Source organism: Catellatospora methionotrophica, assembly GCF_011297335.1.
In the GTDB taxonomy this organism is placed as follows: domain Bacteria; phylum Actinomycetota; class Actinomycetes; order Mycobacteriales; family Micromonosporaceae; genus Catellatospora; species Catellatospora methionotrophica.
The window spans coordinates 265,474-286,625 of the sequence record NZ_JAAOTJ010000002.1; the positions used below are offsets into that span (position 1 = coordinate 265,474).

General features: G+C 73.6%; 17 protein-coding genes. 6 read left to right on the forward strand and 11 right to left on the reverse strand.

Features of this window, described 5'->3' with window-relative positions:
• Positions 1-5: 5 nt before the first annotated feature.
• From HAV40_RS08535 to HAV40_RS08560, 6 genes are all read right to left on the reverse strand, one after another.
• Positions 6-848, reverse strand: a complete 843-nt coding sequence (locus HAV40_RS08535; RefSeq protein WP_166380327.1) for a metallophosphoesterase family protein — start codon at positions 846-848, stop codon at positions 6-8.
• Positions 849-962: 114 nt separating this feature from the next.
• A complete protein-coding gene (locus HAV40_RS08540; RefSeq protein ID WP_476727376.1) occupies positions 963-2,561 on the reverse strand; it encodes a sulfatase family protein in 1,599 nt (532 codons plus the stop codon).
• On the reverse strand, positions 2,453-3,454 hold the full coding sequence (locus tag HAV40_RS08545) for an aliphatic sulfonate ABC transporter substrate-binding protein (protein WP_166380329.1): 1,002 nt from the start codon (positions 3,452-3,454) through the stop codon (positions 2,453-2,455). The genes HAV40_RS08540 and HAV40_RS08545 overlap by 109 nt, the downstream gene beginning before the upstream one ends.
• A 51-nt stretch (positions 3,455-3,505) precedes the next feature.
• Positions 3,506-4,276, reverse strand: coding sequence for an ABC transporter ATP-binding protein (locus HAV40_RS08550; protein WP_166380330.1), 771 nt, complete (start codon positions 4,274-4,276; stop codon positions 3,506-3,508).
• The gene (locus tag HAV40_RS08555; protein ID WP_203670890.1) at positions 4,273-5,073 is read right to left on the reverse strand and encodes an ABC transporter permease; all 801 of its coding nucleotides are present in this window, start codon (positions 5,071-5,073) and stop codon (positions 4,273-4,275) included. The genes HAV40_RS08550 and HAV40_RS08555 overlap by 4 nt, the downstream gene beginning before the upstream one ends.
• The gene (locus HAV40_RS08560; protein WP_166380331.1) at positions 5,061-6,296 is read right to left on the reverse strand and encodes an ROK family transcriptional regulator; all 1,236 of its coding nucleotides are present in this window, start codon (positions 6,294-6,296) and stop codon (positions 5,061-5,063) included. Before HAV40_RS08560 ends, HAV40_RS08555 begins: the two co-directional genes overlap by 13 nt.
• A gap of 282 nt (positions 6,297-6,578) precedes the next feature.
• Between HAV40_RS08560 and HAV40_RS08565 the strand changes: the two genes are divergently transcribed.
• Positions 6,579-8,930, forward strand: coding sequence for a family 43 glycosylhydrolase (locus HAV40_RS08565; RefSeq protein ID WP_166380332.1), 2,352 nt, complete (start codon positions 6,579-6,581; stop codon positions 8,928-8,930).
• 109 nt (positions 8,931-9,039) lie between these two features.
• On the opposite strand, the gene HAV40_RS38830 is transcribed toward HAV40_RS08565, so the two are convergent.
• The gene (locus HAV40_RS38830; RefSeq protein ID WP_166380333.1) at positions 9,040-11,016 is read right to left on the reverse strand and encodes a toprim domain-containing protein; all 1,977 of its coding nucleotides are present in this window, start codon (positions 11,014-11,016) and stop codon (positions 9,040-9,042) included.
• 170 nt (positions 11,017-11,186) lie between these two features.
• Between HAV40_RS38830 and HAV40_RS08575 the strand changes: the two genes are divergently transcribed.
• Positions 11,187-12,350 (forward strand): serpin family protein, encoded by a 1,164-nt coding sequence (locus HAV40_RS08575; RefSeq protein ID WP_166380334.1) that lies wholly within the window; start codon positions 11,187-11,189, stop codon positions 12,348-12,350.
• A gap of 54 nt (positions 12,351-12,404) precedes the next feature.
• Here HAV40_RS08575 and HAV40_RS08580 read toward each other — a convergent pair whose 3' ends face one another.
• Positions 12,405-12,728: a winged helix-turn-helix domain-containing protein gene (locus HAV40_RS08580; protein ID WP_166380335.1), complete on the reverse strand. Its 324-nt coding sequence runs from the start codon at positions 12,726-12,728 to the stop codon at positions 12,405-12,407.
• Positions 12,728-13,459 (reverse strand): hypothetical protein, encoded by a 732-nt coding sequence (locus tag HAV40_RS08585; RefSeq protein ID WP_166380336.1) that lies wholly within the window; start codon positions 13,457-13,459, stop codon positions 12,728-12,730. The genes HAV40_RS08580 and HAV40_RS08585 overlap by 1 nt, the downstream gene beginning before the upstream one ends.
• Before the next feature lie 125 nt (positions 13,460-13,584).
• On the opposite strand from HAV40_RS08585, the gene HAV40_RS08590 reads away from it, so the two are divergent.
• From HAV40_RS08590 to HAV40_RS08605, 4 genes are all read left to right on the forward strand, one after another.
• Positions 13,585-16,035 (forward strand): NACHT domain-containing protein, encoded by a 2,451-nt coding sequence (locus HAV40_RS08590; RefSeq protein ID WP_166380337.1) that lies wholly within the window; start codon positions 13,585-13,587, stop codon positions 16,033-16,035.
• Between the two features lie 221 nt (positions 16,036-16,256).
• The gene (locus tag HAV40_RS08595) at positions 16,257-17,003 is read left to right on the forward strand and encodes a winged helix-turn-helix transcriptional regulator (protein ID WP_240935351.1); all 747 of its coding nucleotides are present in this window, start codon (positions 16,257-16,259) and stop codon (positions 17,001-17,003) included.
• 105 nt (positions 17,004-17,108) lie between these two features.
• Positions 17,109-17,879, forward strand: a complete 771-nt coding sequence (locus HAV40_RS08600; RefSeq protein ID WP_166380338.1) for a CYTH domain-containing protein — start codon at positions 17,109-17,111, stop codon at positions 17,877-17,879.
• Between the two features lie 113 nt (positions 17,880-17,992).
• Positions 17,993-18,445, forward strand: coding sequence for a hypothetical protein (locus tag HAV40_RS08605; protein ID WP_166380339.1), 453 nt, complete (start codon positions 17,993-17,995; stop codon positions 18,443-18,445).
• A gap of 8 nt (positions 18,446-18,453) precedes the next feature.
• Here the strand turns inward: HAV40_RS08605 and HAV40_RS08610 are convergent, their stop codons facing one another.
• Positions 18,454-20,706, reverse strand: coding sequence for a tetratricopeptide repeat protein (locus tag HAV40_RS08610; protein WP_166380340.1), 2,253 nt, complete (start codon positions 20,704-20,706; stop codon positions 18,454-18,456).
• Between the two features lie 113 nt (positions 20,707-20,819).
• Positions 20,820-20,957, reverse strand: coding sequence for a hypothetical protein (locus tag HAV40_RS08615; protein WP_166380341.1), 138 nt, complete (start codon positions 20,955-20,957; stop codon positions 20,820-20,822).
• Positions 20,958-21,152 lie beyond the last annotated feature (195 nt).

Below are 21,152 nucleotides of genomic sequence, written 5' to 3' on the forward strand. Positions count from 1 at the left end.
GAGAGTCAGCCGGTAGCGGCGGGCAGGATCAGGCGCAGGCCGGGTGGGGTGGGCCGGGGCTGCCACTCGCGGGGGTAGCCGACCGAGACCTCCTCGAACGGCACGCCGTCGTGCCGGGTGCTGCGCGGGATGTGCAGGTGCCCGTAGACGACGGTGTGGGCACGGTGGCGCAGGTGCCAGTCGGCGGTGGCGGTGGTCCCGCACCACTGGGCGAACTCGGGGTAGCGCAGGATCAGGGTCGGTTCGCGGACCAGCGGGTAGTGGTTGACCAGTACCGTGCGCTCGGTGGCCGCCACTGTCGACAGCAGCGCCTCGGTGTGCGCGAGCCGGGCGGCGCACCACTCCTCCCGGCTCGGGTACGGGTCGGGGTGCAGCAGGTACTCGTCGGTGCAGACGATGCCGGTGCGGTGCGCGTAGGCCAGGCCCTCGGCCTTGGTGGCGCAGCCGGGCGGGCGGAACGTGTAGTCGTACAGCACGAACAGGGGCGCGATGGCGACCGGGCCGTCGGGGCCGTGATGGCGCAGGTACGGGTCCTCCGGGGTGCGCACGTCCAGGCCGCGGCACATCGCGACGAGCGCGTCGTAGCGTTCGCGCCCGCGCAGCCGCACCGGGTCGTCCGGTGGGGTCCACAGCTCGTGGTTGCCCGGCGCCCAGATCACCTGCGCGAACCGCTCCCGCAGCCGGGCGAGGCCGGTGCGCACGGCGGCGAACTGGTCGGCGACGTCCCCGGCGACGATGAGCCAGTCGGCGGGGGTGTGCGGGGACAGGCCGTCGGCGAGGGTGCGGTTGTCGGCGTACGACAGGTGCAGGTCGCTGACCGCCCAGACGTTGCCTGGCGCGGAGGTCACGGTTCCATAGTGGAGGATGCGTCCGGGTCGGGGTAGGCCCGGCACGGGTTTCGGAGCGCACGTTGCCGTAAGGACGCCCGGTGGGCGGCGGAGCGGCTCCCGCCGCCTACCGGATCAGGTCGCGGCGGGCCGGTAGGTCGCGTCGTCGAGGCCGCTCAGGGTCGGGTCGTGGGTGACCTCGCCGACGTCGTACATCGAGGTCATCCAGTGGTAGAAGTTGTCGCCCCGGTCCCGTAGCACCTGGTAGAGCCGCCGCAGCAGCCGCGAGCGGACCGGTTCCAGCTCCGGCAGCCGGTACAGGTTGAGCAGCTCGTCGGGGTCGTCGCGCAGGTCGTAGAGCTCGTTGACCGAGTCGGGGTTGACCACCAGCTTGTACCGGTCGGTGCGCAGCATGCGCTGCGGGTACGGGAAGTGGTGGCCGTGGAACTCGCACACGATGTCGGGCGCCCAGTCGGCGGGCTGCCCGGTGGTCAGCGGCAGCAGGCTGCGTGAGTCGACCGCGGCCGACGGGTCGAGTCCGGCCAGCTCCAGGATCGTGGCGGTGCAGTCGAGCAGGCTGACGAACTCGTCGCGGACCACCCCGGCCGGTCGTCCGGGCACGCGCAGCAGGCCGGGAGTGCGGTAGATGTCCTCGTACATCGCCGGGCCCTTGTCGTGCAGCCGGTGCGCGCCGGTGAACTCGCCGTGGTCGCAGGTGAAGAACACCGCCGTGTCGTCGGTCAGGCCGAGCTCGTCCATCGCCGCGACGATCCGCCCGATCTCGTGGTCGATCATCGCGACGTAGCCGTGGTAGACGGCTATCAGCTTGCGGGTCTGCTCGATCGGCATGGTGTCGAAGGTCCAGTGGGCGCTGTAGTTGCGCTGCACCGGCGGTTTGCCGTCGAATGTCTCGGCGATCGAGCGGGGCAGCTCCACCGTCGCCGGGTCGACCAGGTCGAAGTACTCGTCGGGCACGATGTAGGGCAGGTGCGGGCCGAAGAAGTTGGCCTGCAGGAAGAACGGCCGCCCGTCGGCGGCGTAGCGCCGCATCAGCTCGATGACGCGGGTCGCCAGGTAGTGCTCGAAGGTCGCCTCGACGGGCTGGTGCAGGCGGGCCGCGAGCAGGTTGCCGGGGCCGCCGTTGGGCAGGGTGCCGCGGATGCGGTCGCTGATCGCGTACGGCGGATGCCCGCCCTCGGCCAGGAAGGCCCGGTAGTCCTCGTGGTCGACGGGGTTGTGCCAGCCGGGCAGGTCGGGGCCGTCGAAGCCGAAGTCGGCGGCCCGGCGGTGGTGGCCGACGTGCCACTTGCCGACCAGCCCGCACTGGTAGCCGGAGTCGCGCAGCACCTGGGAGAACGAGAACACGTCTTCGGGCAGATCCTCGAGGTATCCGACGTTGCGCTCGTGGTTGGCCAGCAGCCGGTGCCGGAACGGGGCCTGCCCGGTGAGCAGGCTCGCCCGCGACGGGGTGCAGATCGCGGTGGGGGTGTACCAGCGGTCGAAGCGGGTGCCCGTACGGGCCAGCTCGTCGAGCACCGGAGTGCCCACGAGCTGGTTCCCGTACGCGCCGAGCGTGTCCGCCCGATGCTGGTCGGTCATCAGGAACAGGATGTTGTGCCGCCGCGTCACTTGCCCGCCGCCGTGAACAGGTCGCCGGTGTAGTACGTCGCCGGGTCGACGGTCGCGGGCAGCTTGCCCGCCGCCACGAAGTAGTCGTTCATCCCGGACAGCCACTTGGCGATCGTGCCGTCGGCGGTGAACCTGTCCAGGTCGGCGACCGGGATCGTCTGCGAGTTGGCGGCGTCGGCCCGCACCTGGTCGACGCTGACCTTGAGCAGCTTCGCGGTGTACTCCACAGCCTGGTCGGGGTGCTCGCTGCGGAACGCGATGGCCTCGCGCAGCACGGCGAGCACCTTGGTGACCTTGTCCTTGTCGCCGTCGACGACCTTGTTCCCGGCCACGAACGCGGTGGGGAAGGAGACCTGCGCCGCGAAGTCGGCGTTCTTCGCCAGCTCGACCAGGTCCGGGACCTGCTTCTTGATGGTCGCGGTGGCGGGATACCAGAAGCCCGCCGCGTCGATCTTCTTCGACGAGAACGCCGACACGATCGTCGCCGGGTCCATCGGCACGACCTTCAGGTCCTTCTTGGTCAGCCCGGCCGACCGCAGGGCGAGGGTGAGGATCATGTCGCCGGAGGTGCCCTCGGGCACGCCGACGGTCTTGCCGCGCAGGTCGGCCAGGCTGGTGATGCCGGGCTGGGCGATGACCCGGTCGGCGTTGCCGAGCGTGTTGATCGCGATGACCTTGGCCTTGCCGGAGGCGGGCAGCCACATCGCGCCGGGTCCGATGTAGCCGAACTCCAGGTCGCCGGTGTCCAGCGCCTGGATCTGCAGCGGGCCGTTGGTGAACACCTTCGCGTCGGCCTTCAGGCCGTGGGCCTGCCACAGGTTCTTCTCGTTGGCGATGGCCAGCAGGCTGGCGCCGTTCCAGTCGCCGATGTAGCCGAGCTTGACGGCGGTCAGGGCGCCGCCGCCCGGGGCGGTGGCGTCGTCGCCGCAGGCCGTGGTGGCCAGGGTGAGGGTGAGCGCGACGGCGGCGAGGCCGAGGGCGCGTCGGTTCAAGGGCATGGTGAATCCTTCGGATGTACGGGTGTGGGTGGAACCTGTCGCCGGGTGCGGCTACTGGTGGTGGACCGCCTGCCAGACGCGGTTGCGCAGGGCGGCGAACTCCGGGCTCAACCGGATCTGTTCGGTACGGGGATGGGGCAGGTCGACGTCGACCGTGGCGAAGACGCGGCCGGGCCGCGCCGCCATCACGATCACGCGGTTGGCCAGGAACACGGCCTCGTCGACGTCGTGGGTCACGAACACGACGGTGCGCCGCTCGGCGTTCCAGGTGTCGAGCAGCTGCTCCTGCAGCCGGACCCGGGTGAGCGCGTCGAGGGCCCCGAACGGCTCGTCCATCAGCAGGATCGACGGGTTCACCGCGTACGCCCGCGCGATGGCGCAGCGCTGTTTCATGCCGCCGGACAGGGTCTTGGGCAGCGCGTCGGCGAACTGCTCCAGCCCGACCAGGCGGATGAAGTGCTCGGCCCGCTCCCGGCGCTCGCGGCGGCCGACCCCGGCGGTGCGCAGCCCGAACTCGACGTTGCCGCGCACGGTCAGCCACGGGAACAGGGCGTACTGCTGGAAGATGACGCCGCGTCCCGGGCCGGGGCCGCGTACCGGCTCTCCGCCGACCAGGGCGTCCCCCGAGGTCGGGTGGTCGAGTCCGGCGAGGATGTTGAGCAGGGTGGTCTTGCCGCAGCCGGACGGGCCGACCAGGGTCACGAACTCGTTGTCGGCGATGTCGAGGGTGACCCGGTCCAGGGCCGTGAACCGCTCGCGCCCGACGGTGAAGTGGCGGCTCACGTCGCGTACCGCGATGCGGGCGGTGGTGGCGGTGCTCATCGGGTCTCCTGCCAGCGGGTGAGGCGGTTGCCGCCCAGCAGCAGGGCGCGGTCCATGAGCAGGCCGAGCACGCCGATCGACACGATGCCGACGAAGATGGTGGGCAGGTCGTAGTACAGCTGCGCGGTCTGCATCCGGTGGCCCAGGCCCTCCTGCGCGGCCAGCAGCTCGGCGGCGACCAGGGTGGCCCACGCCGCGCCGAGCCCGACCCGCATGCCGACCAGGATGAACGGCGTCGACGCGGGCACCACGACACGGGCGAACACGGTGGCGTCGCCCGCGCCCAGCACCCGGGCCGCGTTGATCAGCGTGCGCTCGACGCTGACGACGCCCTGGTAGGTGGAGATGACGCAGGACAGGAACGCGGCCAGGAAGATCACGAAGACCTTCGGGGTCTCGTCGATGCCGAGCAGCACCAGCACCAGCGGCAGCATGGCCAGCGGCGGGATGGTGCGGAAGAACTGGATCCACGGCTCGAACAGCCCCCGCGCGACGGCGTACCAGCCCATCAGGAAGCCGACCACGATCGCGGCGGCCGACCCGAGCACGAACCCGGTGAGCACCCGGAGCAGGCTGGCGACGGCGTCGTCGAGCAGCGTGCCGTCGGCGGCCATCCGCCCGGCCTGCACGGCGACCTCGGCCGGGGTCGGGAACTGCAGGCCCGCGGCGGCCAGCGCCCACCACAGGCCGACCCCGGCGGCGACCGACACCAGGTTCAGCGGCAGCAGGCTGCGCGGGCGGCGCGCGGGCGAGGTCGTACGCGCCGGGGCGGGCACGGGCGGGGTCACGACAGCCACGACGGACCTGCCGGGTTGGTAAGGCGCACGGGCCTGCTTCCTCGGATCGGGGTGGGGCGGCTCGGTGTCACCGTGGCCGGGTAGCTGGCCAGTAGTGGCGAGTCGTGGAACAGCGCGGTGATCGCGCCGAGCGCGCCGCCGGAGTCGGGCAGCGACGCGGCCCGCACCAGCGGGGCGGCGTCGGGCAGCCAGGACAGCTCGTAGGTGATCGTCGACCGGACCTGCTGCAGCAGCGCGGGGGCGAGCTGGACGATCTCGCCGCCGAGCACGATCTCGCTCGGGTTGAGTGCCATCGCGACCGCGCCGAGGACCCGGCCGACGGCGGTCCCGGCCTCACGCAGCACCCGGTCGACGGTCGGCTGCGCGATGTCGACGGCGGCCCGCAGGTCGTCCAGGTTCTCCAGCGGTATGCCCAGCGCCCGGCACCGGGCCAGCACGGCGGGCACGGACGCGATCGTCTCGACGCAGCCGCGTTTGCCGCAGCGGCACAACTCGCCCTGCTCGCCGACGACGGTGACGTGGCCGAACTCGCCCGCGTGGCCGCCCGCGCCGCGCACCAGCCTGCCGCCGACGACCAGGCCGCCGCCGACCCCGTCGGACAGCCGCAGGTAGACGAGGTTGCCCGCGGTGTCGGCCGACGAGCGGGCCGCTTCGGCGAGCCCGGCGTAGCGCACGTGGTTGTCGACGGTGACCGGGGCGGCGAAGCGGTGCGCGAAGGCGTCGGCGACGCCGTCGGCGGGCAGCCGGTTGCCCCAGCCGGGCACGCCGACGGCGACCGCCTGCAGCGCCCCGTAGTGCACGCCGGTGTCCGCGGACAGCTGCTCCACCAGCGCGAAGGCGGCTTGCAGGCGTTCGGGCCAGCGGGCCGACTCGGGGTAGCGGGCGGTGCCCGCGGCGATGATCTCGTGCGCGGCGTCGGCGACCGCGATGTGCACCCGCCGGTGTCCGAAGTCGACGCCCATGAACTGGCCGGAGCCGGGGTCCAGGGCGAGCCGTTCGGCGGGCCGCCCGCTGCCGACCCGGCCGTGGCTGTCGGTGTCCACGACGGTGATCGCACCGCGCACCAGCAGCTCGCTGGTGATCTCGGAGATGGTGGTGCGGGACAAACCGACCCGGTCGGCGATCTCGCCGCGGCTCAGCGCGCCCGACTGCTGCAGCACGCGCAGCACACGCTCCTCGTGGGAGCGGCGGACGAGCGCGTGGGCGCTGCTGGCGGGCGGCATGAGCGAAAAGCTAGGGGGGCCGAATTTTTCCGTCAACGCTCCGACAGAATTCGGGGCTCATTTCAACGGATCCTGTTAATACTCTTCACATCCTGGCAAGAACGGCCGCCGCCACCCCCGTCCCGTCGCAGCAACTGGACGGGTAGGCGCAGGTCCGGGTGCGGTCGCGGCGTCCGCGCGGCACCGCATTCCGACGGCCTCTCGCGGGAAGAATGCCGCAAACCTACTGTCGCCGCAGATGCGGCGCGCCCGATGCGCGGCGCGACGACGGAAGGGACCGCGATGCGCGGAGTCCTCTCACGACCGCACGGCCTGGCCCGCACCCTGCTGGGCGCGGCGGTGCTGCTGAGCGCGGCGCTGGCCGTGCCACCCGCCGGGCAGGCCGCCGACGCCGTGGCGGCGGCCACGGTCTACACCAACCCGGTCAGCGCCGGGGTCGTGGACAGCCTGCCGGACCCGGCGATCATCCGGGCCAAGAACGGCACCTGGTACGCGTACGGCACCACCAACCCGGTGCGGCTGCTGGCCGGCGACCAGGTCGAGCACATCCTGCCGGTGCTGACCTCGCCGGACATGGTGACCTGGAGCTATGCCGGGGACGTGTTCAGCTTCGCCGGGCGGCCGTCGTGGTGGCCGAGCGGCACCCGCCCGTGGGCGCCCGACATCCGCTACGTCGACGGTGTCTACCACCTGACCTACTCGCTGTCCGGCGGCGGGATCGCGCTGGCCACCGCCCCGACGCCGACCGGCCTATGGACCGACCGGGGCCTGCTGGTGCCCGCGGGCGGCGGCGGCTGCCCGAGCGGCGCGATCGACCAGGCGTCGTACACCGACCTCAACGGCGACCGGTACCTGTACTGGGGCAGCTACGACACGATCTGCGTGTCCCGGCTCAACGCCGCCGGGACCGCGCTGACCGGGGCGGTCACCCAGGTCGCGCGCGGCCGCCGGATGGAGGGCGGCTTCGTGGTGCGCCGCGACGGCATGTACTACCTGTTCTACTCCGACGCGGGCTGCTGCGACGGCGCGTTCAGCGGGTACGCGGTGAAGGTCGGCCGGGCGAGCAGCCCGCTGGGGCCGTTCACCACCCCGGGCGGGTCCAACCTGATGGACCTGACCAGCAAGGACGGCATCGTGGTGGCCGCCAGCGGCAACGGCTTCGTCGGCCCCGGCCACAACGCGCTGGCCACCGACCTGTCGGGGCAGGACTGGCTGGTGTACCACGCGATCCGGCAGGCCAACCCCGACTTCCCTCCGGTGACCAGCCCGTGGGGCGGCACCATGAACAACCTCAGCCGCCGCCCGCTGATGATCGACCGGCTGGACTGGATCGGCGGCTGGCCGGTGGTCCGCGCCGGAGCGGGGCCGTCCACCGGATCGCAGCCGGCGCCGGTCACCACCTGGACCGTCGGCAGCGGCTTCAACGGCGGCTCGCTGTCGGGCTGGACCGGGCCGTGGACGCTGGGCAGCGACCCCGACTCCCAGGGCTTCCTGTCCTACTCGGGCAGCGGCACGGCGTACCAGCTCAGCACCGCGACCGTCAGCGGCGACCTGCGGATCGAGGCCGACCTGCGGCTCGGCGCGGCCAACACGGGCGGCGCAGTCGGCCTGGTCGTCAGCTACACCGACGCGAACAACAACGTGGTCGCCTGGATCAACCGCCCGCAGCAGAAGCTGATCGTCGAGGCGCGGGTCGGCGGCGTGCTGACCAGCCTGTCGGGCAACCTGCCCGCGGGCTTCGACCACGACTCGTGGCACAACCTCGCCGTCGAGCGGCGCGGCAGCACCCTGGTCGCCTGGGTGACCCCGGACCGGCTCCGCACCGCCGTGGCGACGGTGACGCTCACCCTGCCCGCTGGGGCGACCGGCGCGGGCCGGATCGGGGCGGTGTCCACCGGCGGTGTCAGCGCGGCCGACAACCTCGGCGCGGCTCCGCTGTACCAGCCGGTCACCGCGAAGGTGCCGCCGCCGCAGCTGGGGGCGCTACTGGCGGCGTACAGCGACGAGTTCAGCGGGTCCGGCACGCCGCAGGCGGGCGACCCGGCCTGGAGCTGGGTACGCGGCGCGGGCGTCACCGCGAACCGCTCCGGTGGGGCGCTGGTCTGGCCGACCCAGGCCGCCGACCTGTACGAGGGCACCAACACGGCATCGGTGCTGCTGCGCGCCGCGCCGCCGGGTGACTTCGTGGTGGAGACGAAGCTGGCGTTCACCGGCGACACCGGCAACCAGCAGGCGGGGCTGGTGCTCTACGAGCACGACGACCGCTACGTCAAGCTCACCCACTCGGTGCTGCCGCTCAGCCGGGGCGGCGGCGCGCTGCTGCACGTGACCGACTTCGGCAAGGAGGCCGAGCGGCCCACCACGACCCCGCCGTCGGCGGTGTTCCACCGGCCGATGTTCGGCGGCCCGGCCACGTCGACGCTGTGGCTGCGCCTGCTCTACCACTACGACGCCGCCAGCGGCGAGCACGACATCCGGATGGGGTCCAGCACCTACGGCACGTCCTGGACGTGGGGCGGCACCTGGTCGCTGCCACGCGTCGGCGCGCTGCGCATCGGCCTGGTGTCGATGAACCGCGCCGGGGCCACGGCGAGCTTCGACTACGTGCGCACGTACGCGGTCGCCGCGCTGTGACCGCGACGCCGGGTGGTCCCGCACGGGCCACCCGGCGTCCGGCCGTCGCTCCCCGCTCTCCTTGAAGCACCCCGCCCGCACGTGATCCCCGAGAAAGGGCAGTCCGCGGTCACGCCGTACGCGATCTCGACGCGATCCGGGCGGCGGGGCGCGGCTGAGCGGTGCGCCCGGCCGGTCCGAAGTGCTGGATCACGCCCTCGCTCAACTCGTGCGGTGCCAGCGAGAGCTGCGCCGCCGCCGATTGCAGCAGCAGGTCGACGTCGCCGTGGCGCACCGCGTCGATCAGGTACGGCGCGACGGTCCGGTAGGCGCGCACCCGAGCCTCCGGCCAGTCGGCGTGGAAGCCGTCGGGGAACGCCCTGGCCAGCGCGTGTTCGACGGCGAGCAGCGGCAGTGGCCGCTCGGCGGCCAGCAGGTCCAGCAGCGCGTCGTCGGGGCCTCGGTCGTGCAGCAGCGCGGCGATGTCCTTGTGCCCCGCCGGGGCGGTGCCCAGGACCCGCCCGTGCGGCCAGGTGACTGCCAGCGGGTAGGCCCGGTTCAGGGCTTTGACGCCCGCGCTGTCGGCGTCGAACGACATGATCAGCGACGTGTCGGGCCGGGCGTGCGCGGCCAGCAGGCCGAACTGGGCGGCGGTGAACGCGGTCCCGCACGGCGCGACGGCGATGGTGGTGACCCCGTCACCGGCCAGCCCGCGGTAGGCCAGCTGCGCGGCGATCGTGTCGGTGGGCCCCTCGACCACCACGAACTGCGCGGGAGCGCCCTGGCGGCGCAGCTGCGGGGCGAGGCCGTAGAGCAGCTCGCCCTTGCGGAACACCGGGGTCGCGGGCGTGTTGAAGAACTTGGCCCTGGTGGGCTGCCCGGAGAGGTCCCGGCCGGTGAATCCGGCGATCTGCCCGTCGGGGGTGTGGATGGGGAACATCAGCCGGTCGCGGAACAGGTCGTAGCGGCCGCCGCCGTGCAGGCGGCTCGCGGCGACCAGCCCGGCGTCGAGCATGACCTGCTCGGAGAAGCCCAGCGAGCGCAGGTGCCGCAGCAGGGTGTCGTTGCCGGGTGGGGCGACGCCGAGCTGCCAGCCGCCGTCGGGATCGGCGGCCGCGCCGATGCCCCGCGAACGCAGGTAGGCGGCGGCGCTGCGGCTGGCGGGCAGGCGGGCGGCGTAGAAGGCGGCGGCGGCCGCGTTGGCGGCGTACAGCACGGCCAGGTGGGCGGTGTCGGAGGCGGGGACTGCCGGCGGGGCCGGTCGGCGTTGCGCCGGGACGCGGGCGGCACGCGTCGGCGGGGTCGGCGGTGCCGGGCGTACGGGCGTGGGGCGGGCGGATGCCGGGCGCTGGTCGAGTGCGCGCCGCAGCCGGGCGGTGAGGGCGTCGGCGGCCCCGATCGCCGCCGTGGCGCTGCCGATCACGGCCTGGTCGAGGGCTGCCGGGTCGGTGACGTCGGGCCAGTGGCCGGGGCCGGGTGGCGGAGCGTCGGGTGGTTGCAGCCCGAAGCGCAGCGCGACGATGCGGGCGGCTCCGGCGGCCTGCACGTCGCGGGCCGGTCCCGCCGACAGCATCCGGCGGGCCAGGTGGCCGACCAGGTGCCCGGCGGTCGCGGAGATCGGCAGGTTGGCGGCCAGGTCGAGCCGGTCGCCGTCGGCGCTGGCCGCCGCCGCGAGTCCCCGGCGCAGCCGCACGGACAGTCCCGCCCGGTCGGCCAGCGCGGCCAGCGCCGCCACCACCGGCACCAGGTCGTGCGCGGGTGGCCGGGTCGGGGGCAGCGCATTGGTCTGCGCGATGTCGAACACCTTGACGACGTCGTGCGCACCGCCGGTGCCGTCCAGCGGTTGCAGCAGGGTCACGCCGCGTTCGCCGCGGCGCACATGGGCGCCGCGGGCGCGCCACTGCTCGTAGGTGGCCAGGTCAGTGGCGTGCGGGTGCTGGCGTGCGATGAGCAGGACGTCGTTGACGCCACGTCCGGGGTGGCGGGCCGCGACGGCGAGCATCCGCGCCCAGCCCTGGGCACTGGTGAGGTCCGCGGCGGCCAGTCGCAGGGTGAGCATGGTGGCGTGCAGGAGAGCACGGTTCGTGTGGTGCGTCTGCGTGGTCACGTCTCCCACCTGCCCGTCCGCCGAGTGCCTGCGCTGCGTCCGGCCCGCTCCCGCCCACCGAGACAGCGACTCATGTAGATGCTATGCCGAGGGTGCGACAGAACCGTCGCCTTCGCGGGCGGCGGCTGTGGAGCAGCGGCCGCGTCGCCCCTGCGGCGTATGGTGTCGCCGTGATCGAGACGGCGGTGGCGGGCGCGAACGCGCTGACAAGGCGATGGGTGTCCACGATCGACTCCGGGGCGTCGGCCGCGGTCTCCGGGGCGGGAGTGTGGCCGCTGCTGGCCTACCTCGCCCCGGCCGCCGACGGCGACGGTCGCGACGAGCTGGCCGAGGCGGTCGGCCTGCCCCCGGATGCCGCGGCCGCTGGGGCGGCTGCCCTGGTGGAACTGCTGCGCACGGCACCCGGGCTGCGGGCCGCGATCGGCGCGTGGGTCCACCCGCGACTGGACCTGCGCGACTCGTGGCGCGACAGCCTGCCGCCGGGCACCGTGGGCACGCTCGGCGGGCAGGCCGCGCTGGACGCCTGGGTGCGCGAGCAGACCGGCGGCCTGCTCGATCGGATGCCACTGCGGATCGACCCCGAGACCCTGCTGGTGCTGGCGTCGGCGCTGGTCGCCCGGACCCGCTGGCAGGAGCCGTTCACCGACGGCGTGCTCAGGCCTGACGAGGGACCGTGGTCCGGGCAGCATCTGGCGGGCCTGCACCGGACCACGCGGAAGCTCGACATGCTCGCCGAGTACGCCACCGCGCACGGTCCGGTCACCGTGCTGACCGTCGAGGGCTCCGACGGCATCGATGTCGACCTGGCCGTCGGCCTGCCCGGGACTCCGGCTGCCGCGGTGCTCACGGCGGGGGTCGACGCCCGGTCGGCTCGGCCGTCCAAGCACGGCTCACAGTTCGCCGAGGGCGACACCGCGCCGGGTGTCACCGTGGACCGCGGCTGGGCGCACGACGACGCACCACGGCTGCTGGCGAGCCTGCCCCGGTTCACGGTGACGTCGTCACACGACCTGCTCGCCGACCCCGACCTGTTCGGGCTGCGTACGGTGTCGGAGCTGAGCCGGCAGCGGCTGCCCGGGGTGAGCGACTTCCCGCTGGGTGTCGGTGCGGCGGCGCAGGACCTGACCGCGTCGTTCACGGCGGACGGGTTCGAGGCGGCGGTGGTGACCGCGTTCGGCATGCGGGCCGGCAGCGCCCCGCCGTCGGGCCGCCCGCTGCAGGTGCGGCTGCTGCTGGACCGGCCGTTCGGGTTCGTGGCCCGGCACCGCCCGTCGGGCCTGGTGCTGGTCGCGGGTTGGGTCGCGAGCGGGGAGACACCGGCGGAGTCCGAGTAGTGCGCCCGGCGCGGACGGACCCGCAGTGGCGTCGGGTCCGTCCGCGTCCGATGGTCAGCGCTCGGCGGGCGAGGCCGCCTCGACCTGCTGGATGAGCAGTTTGAGGTGGGCGATCTCGTCGCGCAGGGCGGTCTGCCCGGCCGGGGTGAGCGTGACCCAGGTGCGGGGGCGCTTGCCCTCGTACCCCTTCTCGATCTGGATCAGCTCGGCCTTCTCCAGGACGGTCAGGTGCTGGCCGAGGTTGCCGGCGGTCAGCTGCAGGGTGGTGCGCAGGAAACCGAACTCCACCTGGCGGGCCTGCTGGGCGATGGCCAGGATGCCCAGCCTGACGCGCTGGTGGACGACGTCGTCGAGGCTGTTGGTGGGGTGGTCGGTCATCACGGCTGGACCTCGGCGGCGGGCCGGAACAGGGCGAACGCGGCCGCGCCCAGCAGCAGCGCGGCGGCCGGGACCAGCAGGTGCGGCAGGAAGAACCACGGCGACGACGAGTGGATGAACCGGCTGCTCTCGGCCACCACGATGACCAGGTAGCCGACGCTGTACGCCGCCAGGGCCCCGTTCCGCTCGACCCAGGCGAGCACCAGCAGTGCCAGCCCGATCACCGCGATGGGGCTGGCGAAGCCGTTGACCAGCCACGCGGCGGGGCTGAGCGCGATGTCGGCCGCGTCGACGGCGAACGGGTCGGCGGGCACGGGCAGCAGCGGCTGGTACGCCTGCCAGACCGACACGGCCGCCATGGCGAGGGCCAGCGCGACGCCGGTGATGACGTAGGGCCGGATGGGGGTGCCGATGCCGCGCCGCCGGGACTGGCGGACGTAGAAGCCCGCGATCACCCCGTACGCCAGCACCAGCGCGAGCGTCCAGTAGCCGAGCTCGACCGGGTGGGGTGTCATGCAGACGGTCTGCCCTGGCTGGGAGCGGCAGGTGCCGAACAGGTCGACGAACGGGGCGTACCGGTAGACGGGTATCGCGACCAGGGTGACCGCCGCGAAGACCAGCAGCGGGAACCAGGTGCCCCGCTGCGCGACACGGACCTGGCGGGTCAGCTCGCGCACGGCGGCCAGCAGGTCGTGAGGGCTGTCCGTCGGCGAGACGGATTCGTGTGTCATGCAGTTAGCTTTGCATTACAGACCTGTCTGCGCAAGGGGCCGTTCTGGCGCGGCCGGCCGGACGGGCCGACTCGTTCGGCTGACCGCCGGACGTGCCACTTGTCCGCGTATCTCAGACTGTCGATGTGCGACCTACTGATGAGCGGCGACGGCTGCGCTGGCTGGCCGCCGCCGGGGCCACCGGCGTCGCCTCGGCGGCCGTCTTCGCCGGGCTGGTGTGGTTCCTGCTGCGCGAGGGCCGGGAGAACGCCGACCAGTGGGCGAGCATCTTCGCGCTCCCGCTGACCTGGGTCGTCACGACCGGAGCGATGGTGGCGTGGATGCTGCGGCGGGCCTCGCACCGGCCGCAGCCCGACGAGGTGGCGCTGGCCCGGCTGCGCCGTGTCGTGAACCTGACCTGGTCCCGCGAGCTCGCGGCGCGCACGCTGCACCTGCCCCGGCCGCTGCACGTGGGCTGGCGGCTGACCGAGACGCCCGGCGTGCAGGCCGCGGGCGTGCTCCGGCTGGCCGGCGCCGACGAGCGCACCAGGCCCGTGCCGTGGGGCAGCGCGGCCGGATCGCCGGGCGAGGACCTGCTCACCGTGCTGAACCATCCGCACGTGCGGCACGTGGTCGTGCTCGGCCGTCCGGGAGCGGGCAAGTCGACCACGGCACTGCTGTTCGTCGCGGCGGCCACCGCGCCCGACCATGCCGGAGCGGTTCCCGTGCCGCTGTCGATCGCCGCGTGGGATCCGGCGGCAGGCGGTCTGGAGAGCTGGGTCGTACGCCAGATCGCCGAGGAGTATCCGCAGGTCAGCGCTGCCGAGGCGGAGCACCTGGTCGAGCGGCGGCTGATCGTGCCGGTGCTCGACGGCCTCGACGAGCTGCCCGTGCGCAGCCGTGAACTGGCCCTGCACGAGCTGGAGACCTCGGCCGGGGCGGGACTGCGCGCGGTGCTGACCTCGCGGACCGACGAGTTTCGCGAGATCGTCGAACGCCAGGGGGTGCTGCCCCAGGCGATCGTGGTCGACATGGAGCCGGTGTCGGTGCCCGACGCCACGACCTACCTCGGCGAGCGGGAGCCGACCGACAGCACCCGCTGGTCCGGGCTGACCGGGCGGATGGCCGAGCAGCCCACGGGTCCGGTAGCGGCCGCGCTGGCCACCCCGTTGATGATCTCGATGGCGCGGCAGGCCTACCGGGCGCCGGGCACGAGTCCGTCGGACCTGCTGACCCTGCCGTCGGAGGAGCAGATCCGCAGCCGGGTGCTGAGCCGGTTCCTGCCGTCGGTGTACGGCTCGGAGCCCGCCGCGGCCCGCGCGGGCCGGTGGCTGTCCCTGCTCAGCCGCCGCCTGCCGGCCCAGCCCGGCGACCCGAACCTGCACTGGTGGCGGCTGGCCCGGCTGGTGCCCCGGCCCGTGCTCGTGCTGCTGGCCGCGCTCCAGCTGGCGGTGCTCTGCGCGGTGCCCGGCGCGCTGCTCACGCTGCTGGAGGACCCGCGGGACGCGCTGCTCGGGGCTGCCCAGACCGGCGTCGTCGGCCTGTTCCTGGGCACGGTCGTCGGCGTCGGGATGGTCCGTACGGTGTGGTCGCCGGACCGGCCGCAGCGGCACCCGCTCGTCCGCGCGGCCCGGACGGTGCTGGCCGAGGCGTTCACGGTCGCGGCCGTCCTGTCGGCGGCCCTGCTGGCCGTGCTGCTCGTCGTGGCACGGTATGAACCGGACGCCGCCGCGCGGCTGGCCGCGGTGCTCGCCGACGCGGTCCGCCGCCCGGACCTGGCGATGGTCACCAGCGACGACCCGTACAGCATCGTCGTGCCGTACCTGTTCATCATCGTGGCGCTGCTGGTGTTCGTCCGGGCGGTCACGGCGGGCCAGGCCGGAGCACCGCGCCGGATCGTGCCGCGCCTGCGGCGGCTGCCCGCCAGCCTGGTGCTGGGTCTGGCGGTCGGCCTCGCCATCGCCGTTCCGTCGATCGCGGCGTTCTTCGCCGGTGACGCGGTCGAGGTGGCGGTCATGGCACCGGTGGTCGCGGGCCTCGCCGCGGCGCTGGCCGTGCCGATCGGGATCGGGCGCTGGCTCAGCGGCTCGGCGAACCGGCTGGAGGAGGCCGTCTCACCCGCCTCGGTGCTGCGCCGGGACCTGATGGCCTCGGTGGTCGCGGCGCTCGGCACCGGCCTGTCGGTGGCCGCCGCGATCACCCTGCTGCTGTCGCTGGACGGCGAGCTGGTGCTCGGACTGTTCCTCGCGGCCGCTGTCGGCGTCGGCGTGACGCTGCTGGCCTTCCTGAGCGCCAGTTCGGCGTGGTGGGCGTACGCCACGGCGTGTGGCTGGCTGTGGCTGACCCGCAGGCTGCCGCTGCGGCTGATGCGGTTCCTGCGGTCCGCGCAGCGGCTGGGCGTGCTGCGCCAGGCCGGTGCCGCCTACCAGATCCGCCACGACCTGCTGCGGCGGCACCTGGACGGGTACGCCGACGCGCCCGGTCCCGCCCGGCCGCCCGGGGTGCGGGCGTTCCTGTCGCGACACGCTCTGACACTGCTCGGCCTGGCGTCGATCGCGGCGCTGGCGGTCACGGTCGCCGGTCTCGACTCCCGATGAGCCCGCCGATCGGCATCGGAGATCGGCCCCGAAACATGTTGGAAAACTGCCCGGAATGGCTGCGCAAAGACAGTAGTGACAAACAAATCAATCACTGGTCTTTGCTGCGTACTCCGTTATGCTCATGCCTTATCCGCCCGTCAGCGACGCCGGGACCGAACGGGCACCGCATCCCCCGCGCAGGCCCGATCGGCGAGATTCGCGAGTGACGGAGGCGTTCCGTGGAAATCCTGCTCCTGGTGACCGCACGTGCCGGTGAACCATCGGCCGTGCTGCCCTCGATCGACCTGCTCCCGCACTCCGTGCGCACCGCTCCGCGCGACGTGCGCACCCTGGTGTCGACCCCCAGCCCCGACGCCGTCCTGATCGACGCGCGCACCGAACTGTCCGAGGCCCGTGCGACCTGCCGGATGCTGCACGCGACCGGCATCGGCGTGCCGCTGATCGCCGTGGTCACCGAGGCCGGGCTGGTCGCGATCAACGCCGACTGGGGCGTCGACGACGTCATCCTCGCCACCGCCGGTCCCGCCGAGGTCGAGGCGCGGCTGCGGGTGGCGACCGGCCGCCTGAACTCCGCAGCGGCGGCTGCCGGCGGCGTGATCCGGGGCGGCGAGCTGACCATCGACCCCGACACGTACGCGGCCAAGCTCAAGGGACGCCACCTCGATCTCACGTACAAGGAGTTCGAGCTGTTGAAGTTCCTGGCCCAGCACCCGGGCCGGGTGTTCACCCGCGACCAGCTGCTGCGCGAGGTGTGGGGCTACGACTACTTCGGCGGCACCCGCACCGTCGACGTGCACGTGCGCCGCCTGCGCGCCAAACTCGGCTCCGAGTACGAGGCGATGATCGGCACCGTCCGCCAGGTCGGCTACAAGTTCGTGCTCCCGTCCTCGCGCCCGCAGTTCTCGGACGCGGGCGATTCCAGCCTCGCCGACGCGCTGCTGGTCGACCTCAACCTGGCCGGCTGACACCGCCGGCCGGGTAGCCCCGCCGGGTGAGGTCCGTGCCGTCGCGCGGTGACGGGCATTCGACGTCGCGGTAACCGGGTCGGCGTGCGATCGTTGCCATCACACGTGGCCCCTGAAATCGCACAGCACCCCAGCGGCCGGTACGCCGTCCCGGACGTCCCGGCGTATCTCGACGCCTGCGACACGGTCGAGCTGAAGGCCGTCCTGGCCGAGTCGGAGGGCAGCCGGGCGGCGCACTCGCTGGGCTTCGACCTGGCCGGTGTGCTGACCAGGCAGGTCTACTACCTGGACACGCCCGGTCTGGCGCTGGAGGCGGCCGGGGTGATCGTGCGGGTCCGGCGCACCGGTGACGCCGGTGCCGACACGACGGTGCGCATCCGCCCGGCCGACCCCGCCGCGCTCGAACCGGAGCTGCGCCGCCGCAAGGGCTTCAACGTCGAGCTGGACATGGGCCCCGACGGCTTCGTCTGCTCGGCGTCGCTGAAGACCCGGCTCGCCGGGGCGACGGTGGTGGCGGCGGCTACGGGCCGGGCATCGCCGGGGGCGCTGTTCACGCCGCGGCAGCGGCGGCTGTTCCAGGCGTACGCCCCGGTCGGCATGGCCCTGGACGGGCTCTGCCTGTTCGGCCCGGTGCGGGTGCAGCGGCTGGCGGGCACGGCCCGTGGCTGGCAGCACCCGCTGACGGTGCAGATGTGGGAGTTCCCGGCCGAGCCGGTGGTGGAGCTGTCGAGCAAGGTCGCCGCGGCGGACGCGGCGGCGGCCGTGGCGCGGTGGCCGTCGTTCCTGGACCTGCACCGGGTGATCCCGAGGCTGTTCCGGCACACGAAGGCGCAGACGGCCCTGCGCGCTTCGGCGCCACGGCCCGCCTTTGGATGAGGGCGGCCGCCGGCCCGGATCCTGTGGTTCCGTCCGCTTCCGACCATGCGGATCAGCACTGTCCGCCCGGAAGTGGGGCAGACGCCGCGTGGCCGACTGGGCAGAATGCGCGCGTGCCCTCAGTCGCCGTACGCCGCTCGAAGCGGCTCACCCCGCTGCCCGCCCTCGGCCCGCTGTACCTGGTCATCCTCGTCATCTGCGGGGCGCTGGCCGTGGAGGCGTTCGCCGACGGCCGGTACGCCGATCCGATGCTGATCCCGCTGGCCGTCCTGCTCGTCGCCGCGTACGGCGGGCTGCGCCAGGGCGTCTACCTCGCCGGTGACCAGCTGATCCTGCGGTTCGGGCTGGGCCGCACCGTCGTCGGGCTGAACGGGGTGCGCGAGTTCACCATCCGCCCGCAGCCGTCCGGCAAACGGCTGCTGTTCCTGGAACTGCTCGACGGCACGCAGGTCCCGATGGGTGTCGGCGTCAGCCGGAACCTGTTCAGCCCGGTCGTCAGGATGCCCTTCGAGAAGCTGGTCGCCCTCGTGGAACTGCTCGACACGCGACGCCGACAGGCGGGCTGACCCGGCGGTCACCAGTCCTCCCGCGAGGGCGGCTGCGGCACGGCGAGCTTGTTGGCGACGTCGTTGGCCGCCGGGTGGCCCGCGTTGGACAGCAGCTTGTGGGCGTGTTTCCAGAGTTCGCGGGCGGTGGCGTGGTCGCCCAGCGCCTGGAACGCGTCACCCGCGTGGTCGGCCAGCTGCGCGTCGAGAACGGGTTCGTCGAGCAGGCGGGCCAGGTCGCGGGCGAGGTCGTACTGCTCGATGGCGGCGGCGTGCTCGCCCAGGTGGTGGCGGGCCTGGCCGAGGCCGTCGCGGCTGACGGCCTCGTTGGCGAAGTCACCGGCGAGGTGCTGGTGGCCTGCGGCCCGCTCGAAGAACACGGCCGCGGCCGCCGCGTCGCCGAGGAAGGCGTGGTAGAGCCCGACGGCGTTGGCGGCCCGGCCGGTCCAGCTGGGGTCGGCCATGCTGCTCCAGAGTTCCAGGGACCGGGTCGCGTGGGACAGGGCCAGGTCGTGGTCACCCTGCAGGAAGCAGACGTAGGACAGGACGAATTCGGTCTCGGCCTCGCCGGGGCGGTCGCCTGCGGCGCGGCACAGCTGCATGGATTCGTGCATGTGGGCGTACGCGTCGGTGAAGTGCCGCAGGCGTCCGGCGACGGCGCCCAGGAAACGGTGGGCGTGCGCGGCCGCGGCGTGGTCCAGTGAGGCGGTCGCCGCCCGCAACGCGACGGCCCAGGCCGCGCCCTCGTCGTGCCAGCGGTGCTGCTCGAACAGGAACGTGTCCAGGGCCCAGCCGAGCTGCCAGGCGTGCCGGTCGAGGCCGTCGTCGCGGGCCTGGCGCAGGGTGGCGAGCAGCACCGAGCGTTCGGATTCCAGCCAGGCCAGCGCGGTCCGGTAGTCGGGCCGGTGGCTGCCTTCCGGCGGCGGCACGGGCAGCGGGATGGCCGGGCGGATGGGGTTCAGCACGCGGTCGGCTTCGTGGGCCCGGCGGGTGTAGTAGTCGAGCAGCCGGGTCAGCGCGTCGCGGCGCTGGTCGCCGGTGTCGACGGCGCGCGCCTGCTCGGCGGCGTAGTCGCGCAGCAGTTCGGGCAGCACGTAGCGACCGGGCAGGTGCTCGGTGATGAGCCCGGCCCCGATCAGCTCGTCGAGTTCGGCGGTGGCGTCGTGGGTCCCGGCGAGCGCGGCGGCCGCGGGGGCGGCGATGTCGGGTCCGGCGGACAGGCCGAGCAGGCGGAACAGCCGCGCGGCGGGCGGGCTGATCGCCGTGTACGACCAGGAGAAGACGGCGCCCAGCGCGTCGTGGGCCCGCGATCCGGCCCGGTGCAGTTCGGCGGCGGCGCTCGCCAGGGGGAAGCCGGTCTGGCGCACCCGGGCGGCGGTGAGGGCGATCGCCAGCGGCAGGCGTCCGCAGGCTGCCACGGCGTCTTCGGCTGCCTGGTCGTCGGCGGTGCCGGGCAGGCGGGACAGCAGCAGTGCCACGGCTTCGGCGTGGGTCGGCAGGCCGACCGCGACGGGTGTGGCGGCGTACTCGGCGACCAGGGTGGTCAGCGGGTTGCGGCTGGTCACCACGGTGCGCACGTCGGGGCCACCGGCCAGGAGCGGGCGGACCTGGTCGGCGTCGCGGGCGTTGTCGAGCACGACGAGCAGGCGGCGCTCGGCGGCGAGACTGCGGAACCGGGCCACCTGCGCGGCCCGGTCCGCCGGGACGTCCCGGGCGGCGACGCCGAGCGCGTCGAGGAAGCCGCGGACAGCGTCGGCGACCGGGTCGGCCCCGTCGCTGTCGCGGGCGTAGCCGTGCAGATCGGCGTACAGGCGGCCGTCGGGATAGGGCTCCGCCTGACCGTGTGCCCAGTGCACGGCCAGGGCGGTCTTGCCGACGCCGGGCGGCCCGGTGACCACCACGACGGGGCCGGTCGCGGACTCCAGGGCCGCCAGCAGTGCGGGGCGGCCGGCGAACCCGCCGCTCGTGGCGGGCAGCAGGTTGGGCCCGGCCGGGCGGTGACTCCTGCGGCGGTGCAGGCCCTCGTGGACGCCGACGAGGATGTCGTGGCGGCGGCGCCACTCGGCGAGTTCGGTGTCGGTGGCGCCGCACGCGAGCGCGAACGGGCGTACCAGCGCGTCGAAGTCCGGCGGGCGCTTGATCTCTCCATTGAGGATGGCGTAGAGCTGGGTGCGGCTGATGCGGATGTCGCGGGCGATGCCCGGCAGGTCTCTTCCTGAAGCCCGCCAGCGCGCCTGCAGATCAGCGCAGAACTCGCCGACGGGGGTCGAACGTTCCTCCACATTGGCCAGACTATCCGGTGCCGACCAGGTGCCCGGTCGTCGTCCCCGGCGCGCCGATCATGCGATCGCCGGCGGCACCGGGCCTGCCGCGTGCGGCCTGGCGGTGTCGCGCCTCAGGTGCCCTTCGGGCCGAGGTCCTTCTCCGCGATGACGGTGTCACGGCGGTTGCGGCGGCGCAGGGCACCGGCCACGCCTGCCGCCGCGGCCCCCGCGAGGGCGGCGAACAGCGCCAGCCGGGCACCGACCGGCATCCCGTTTCCCCGCGTGCCACCAGCCGTCATCGCACACCCCCTGTCACCGCAGCATAGGCCCCGGACGGGCGGCGTCGCCGCCGCTCTCGGTCACGATCACGGTGGGCTCTTGTTATCGTCGAAAGGAACATAACGGACAAACCCGGCCCGTGACCGACGCTGCCGCCCCACGGCGGGCGGCGGAACGGGGCAGCA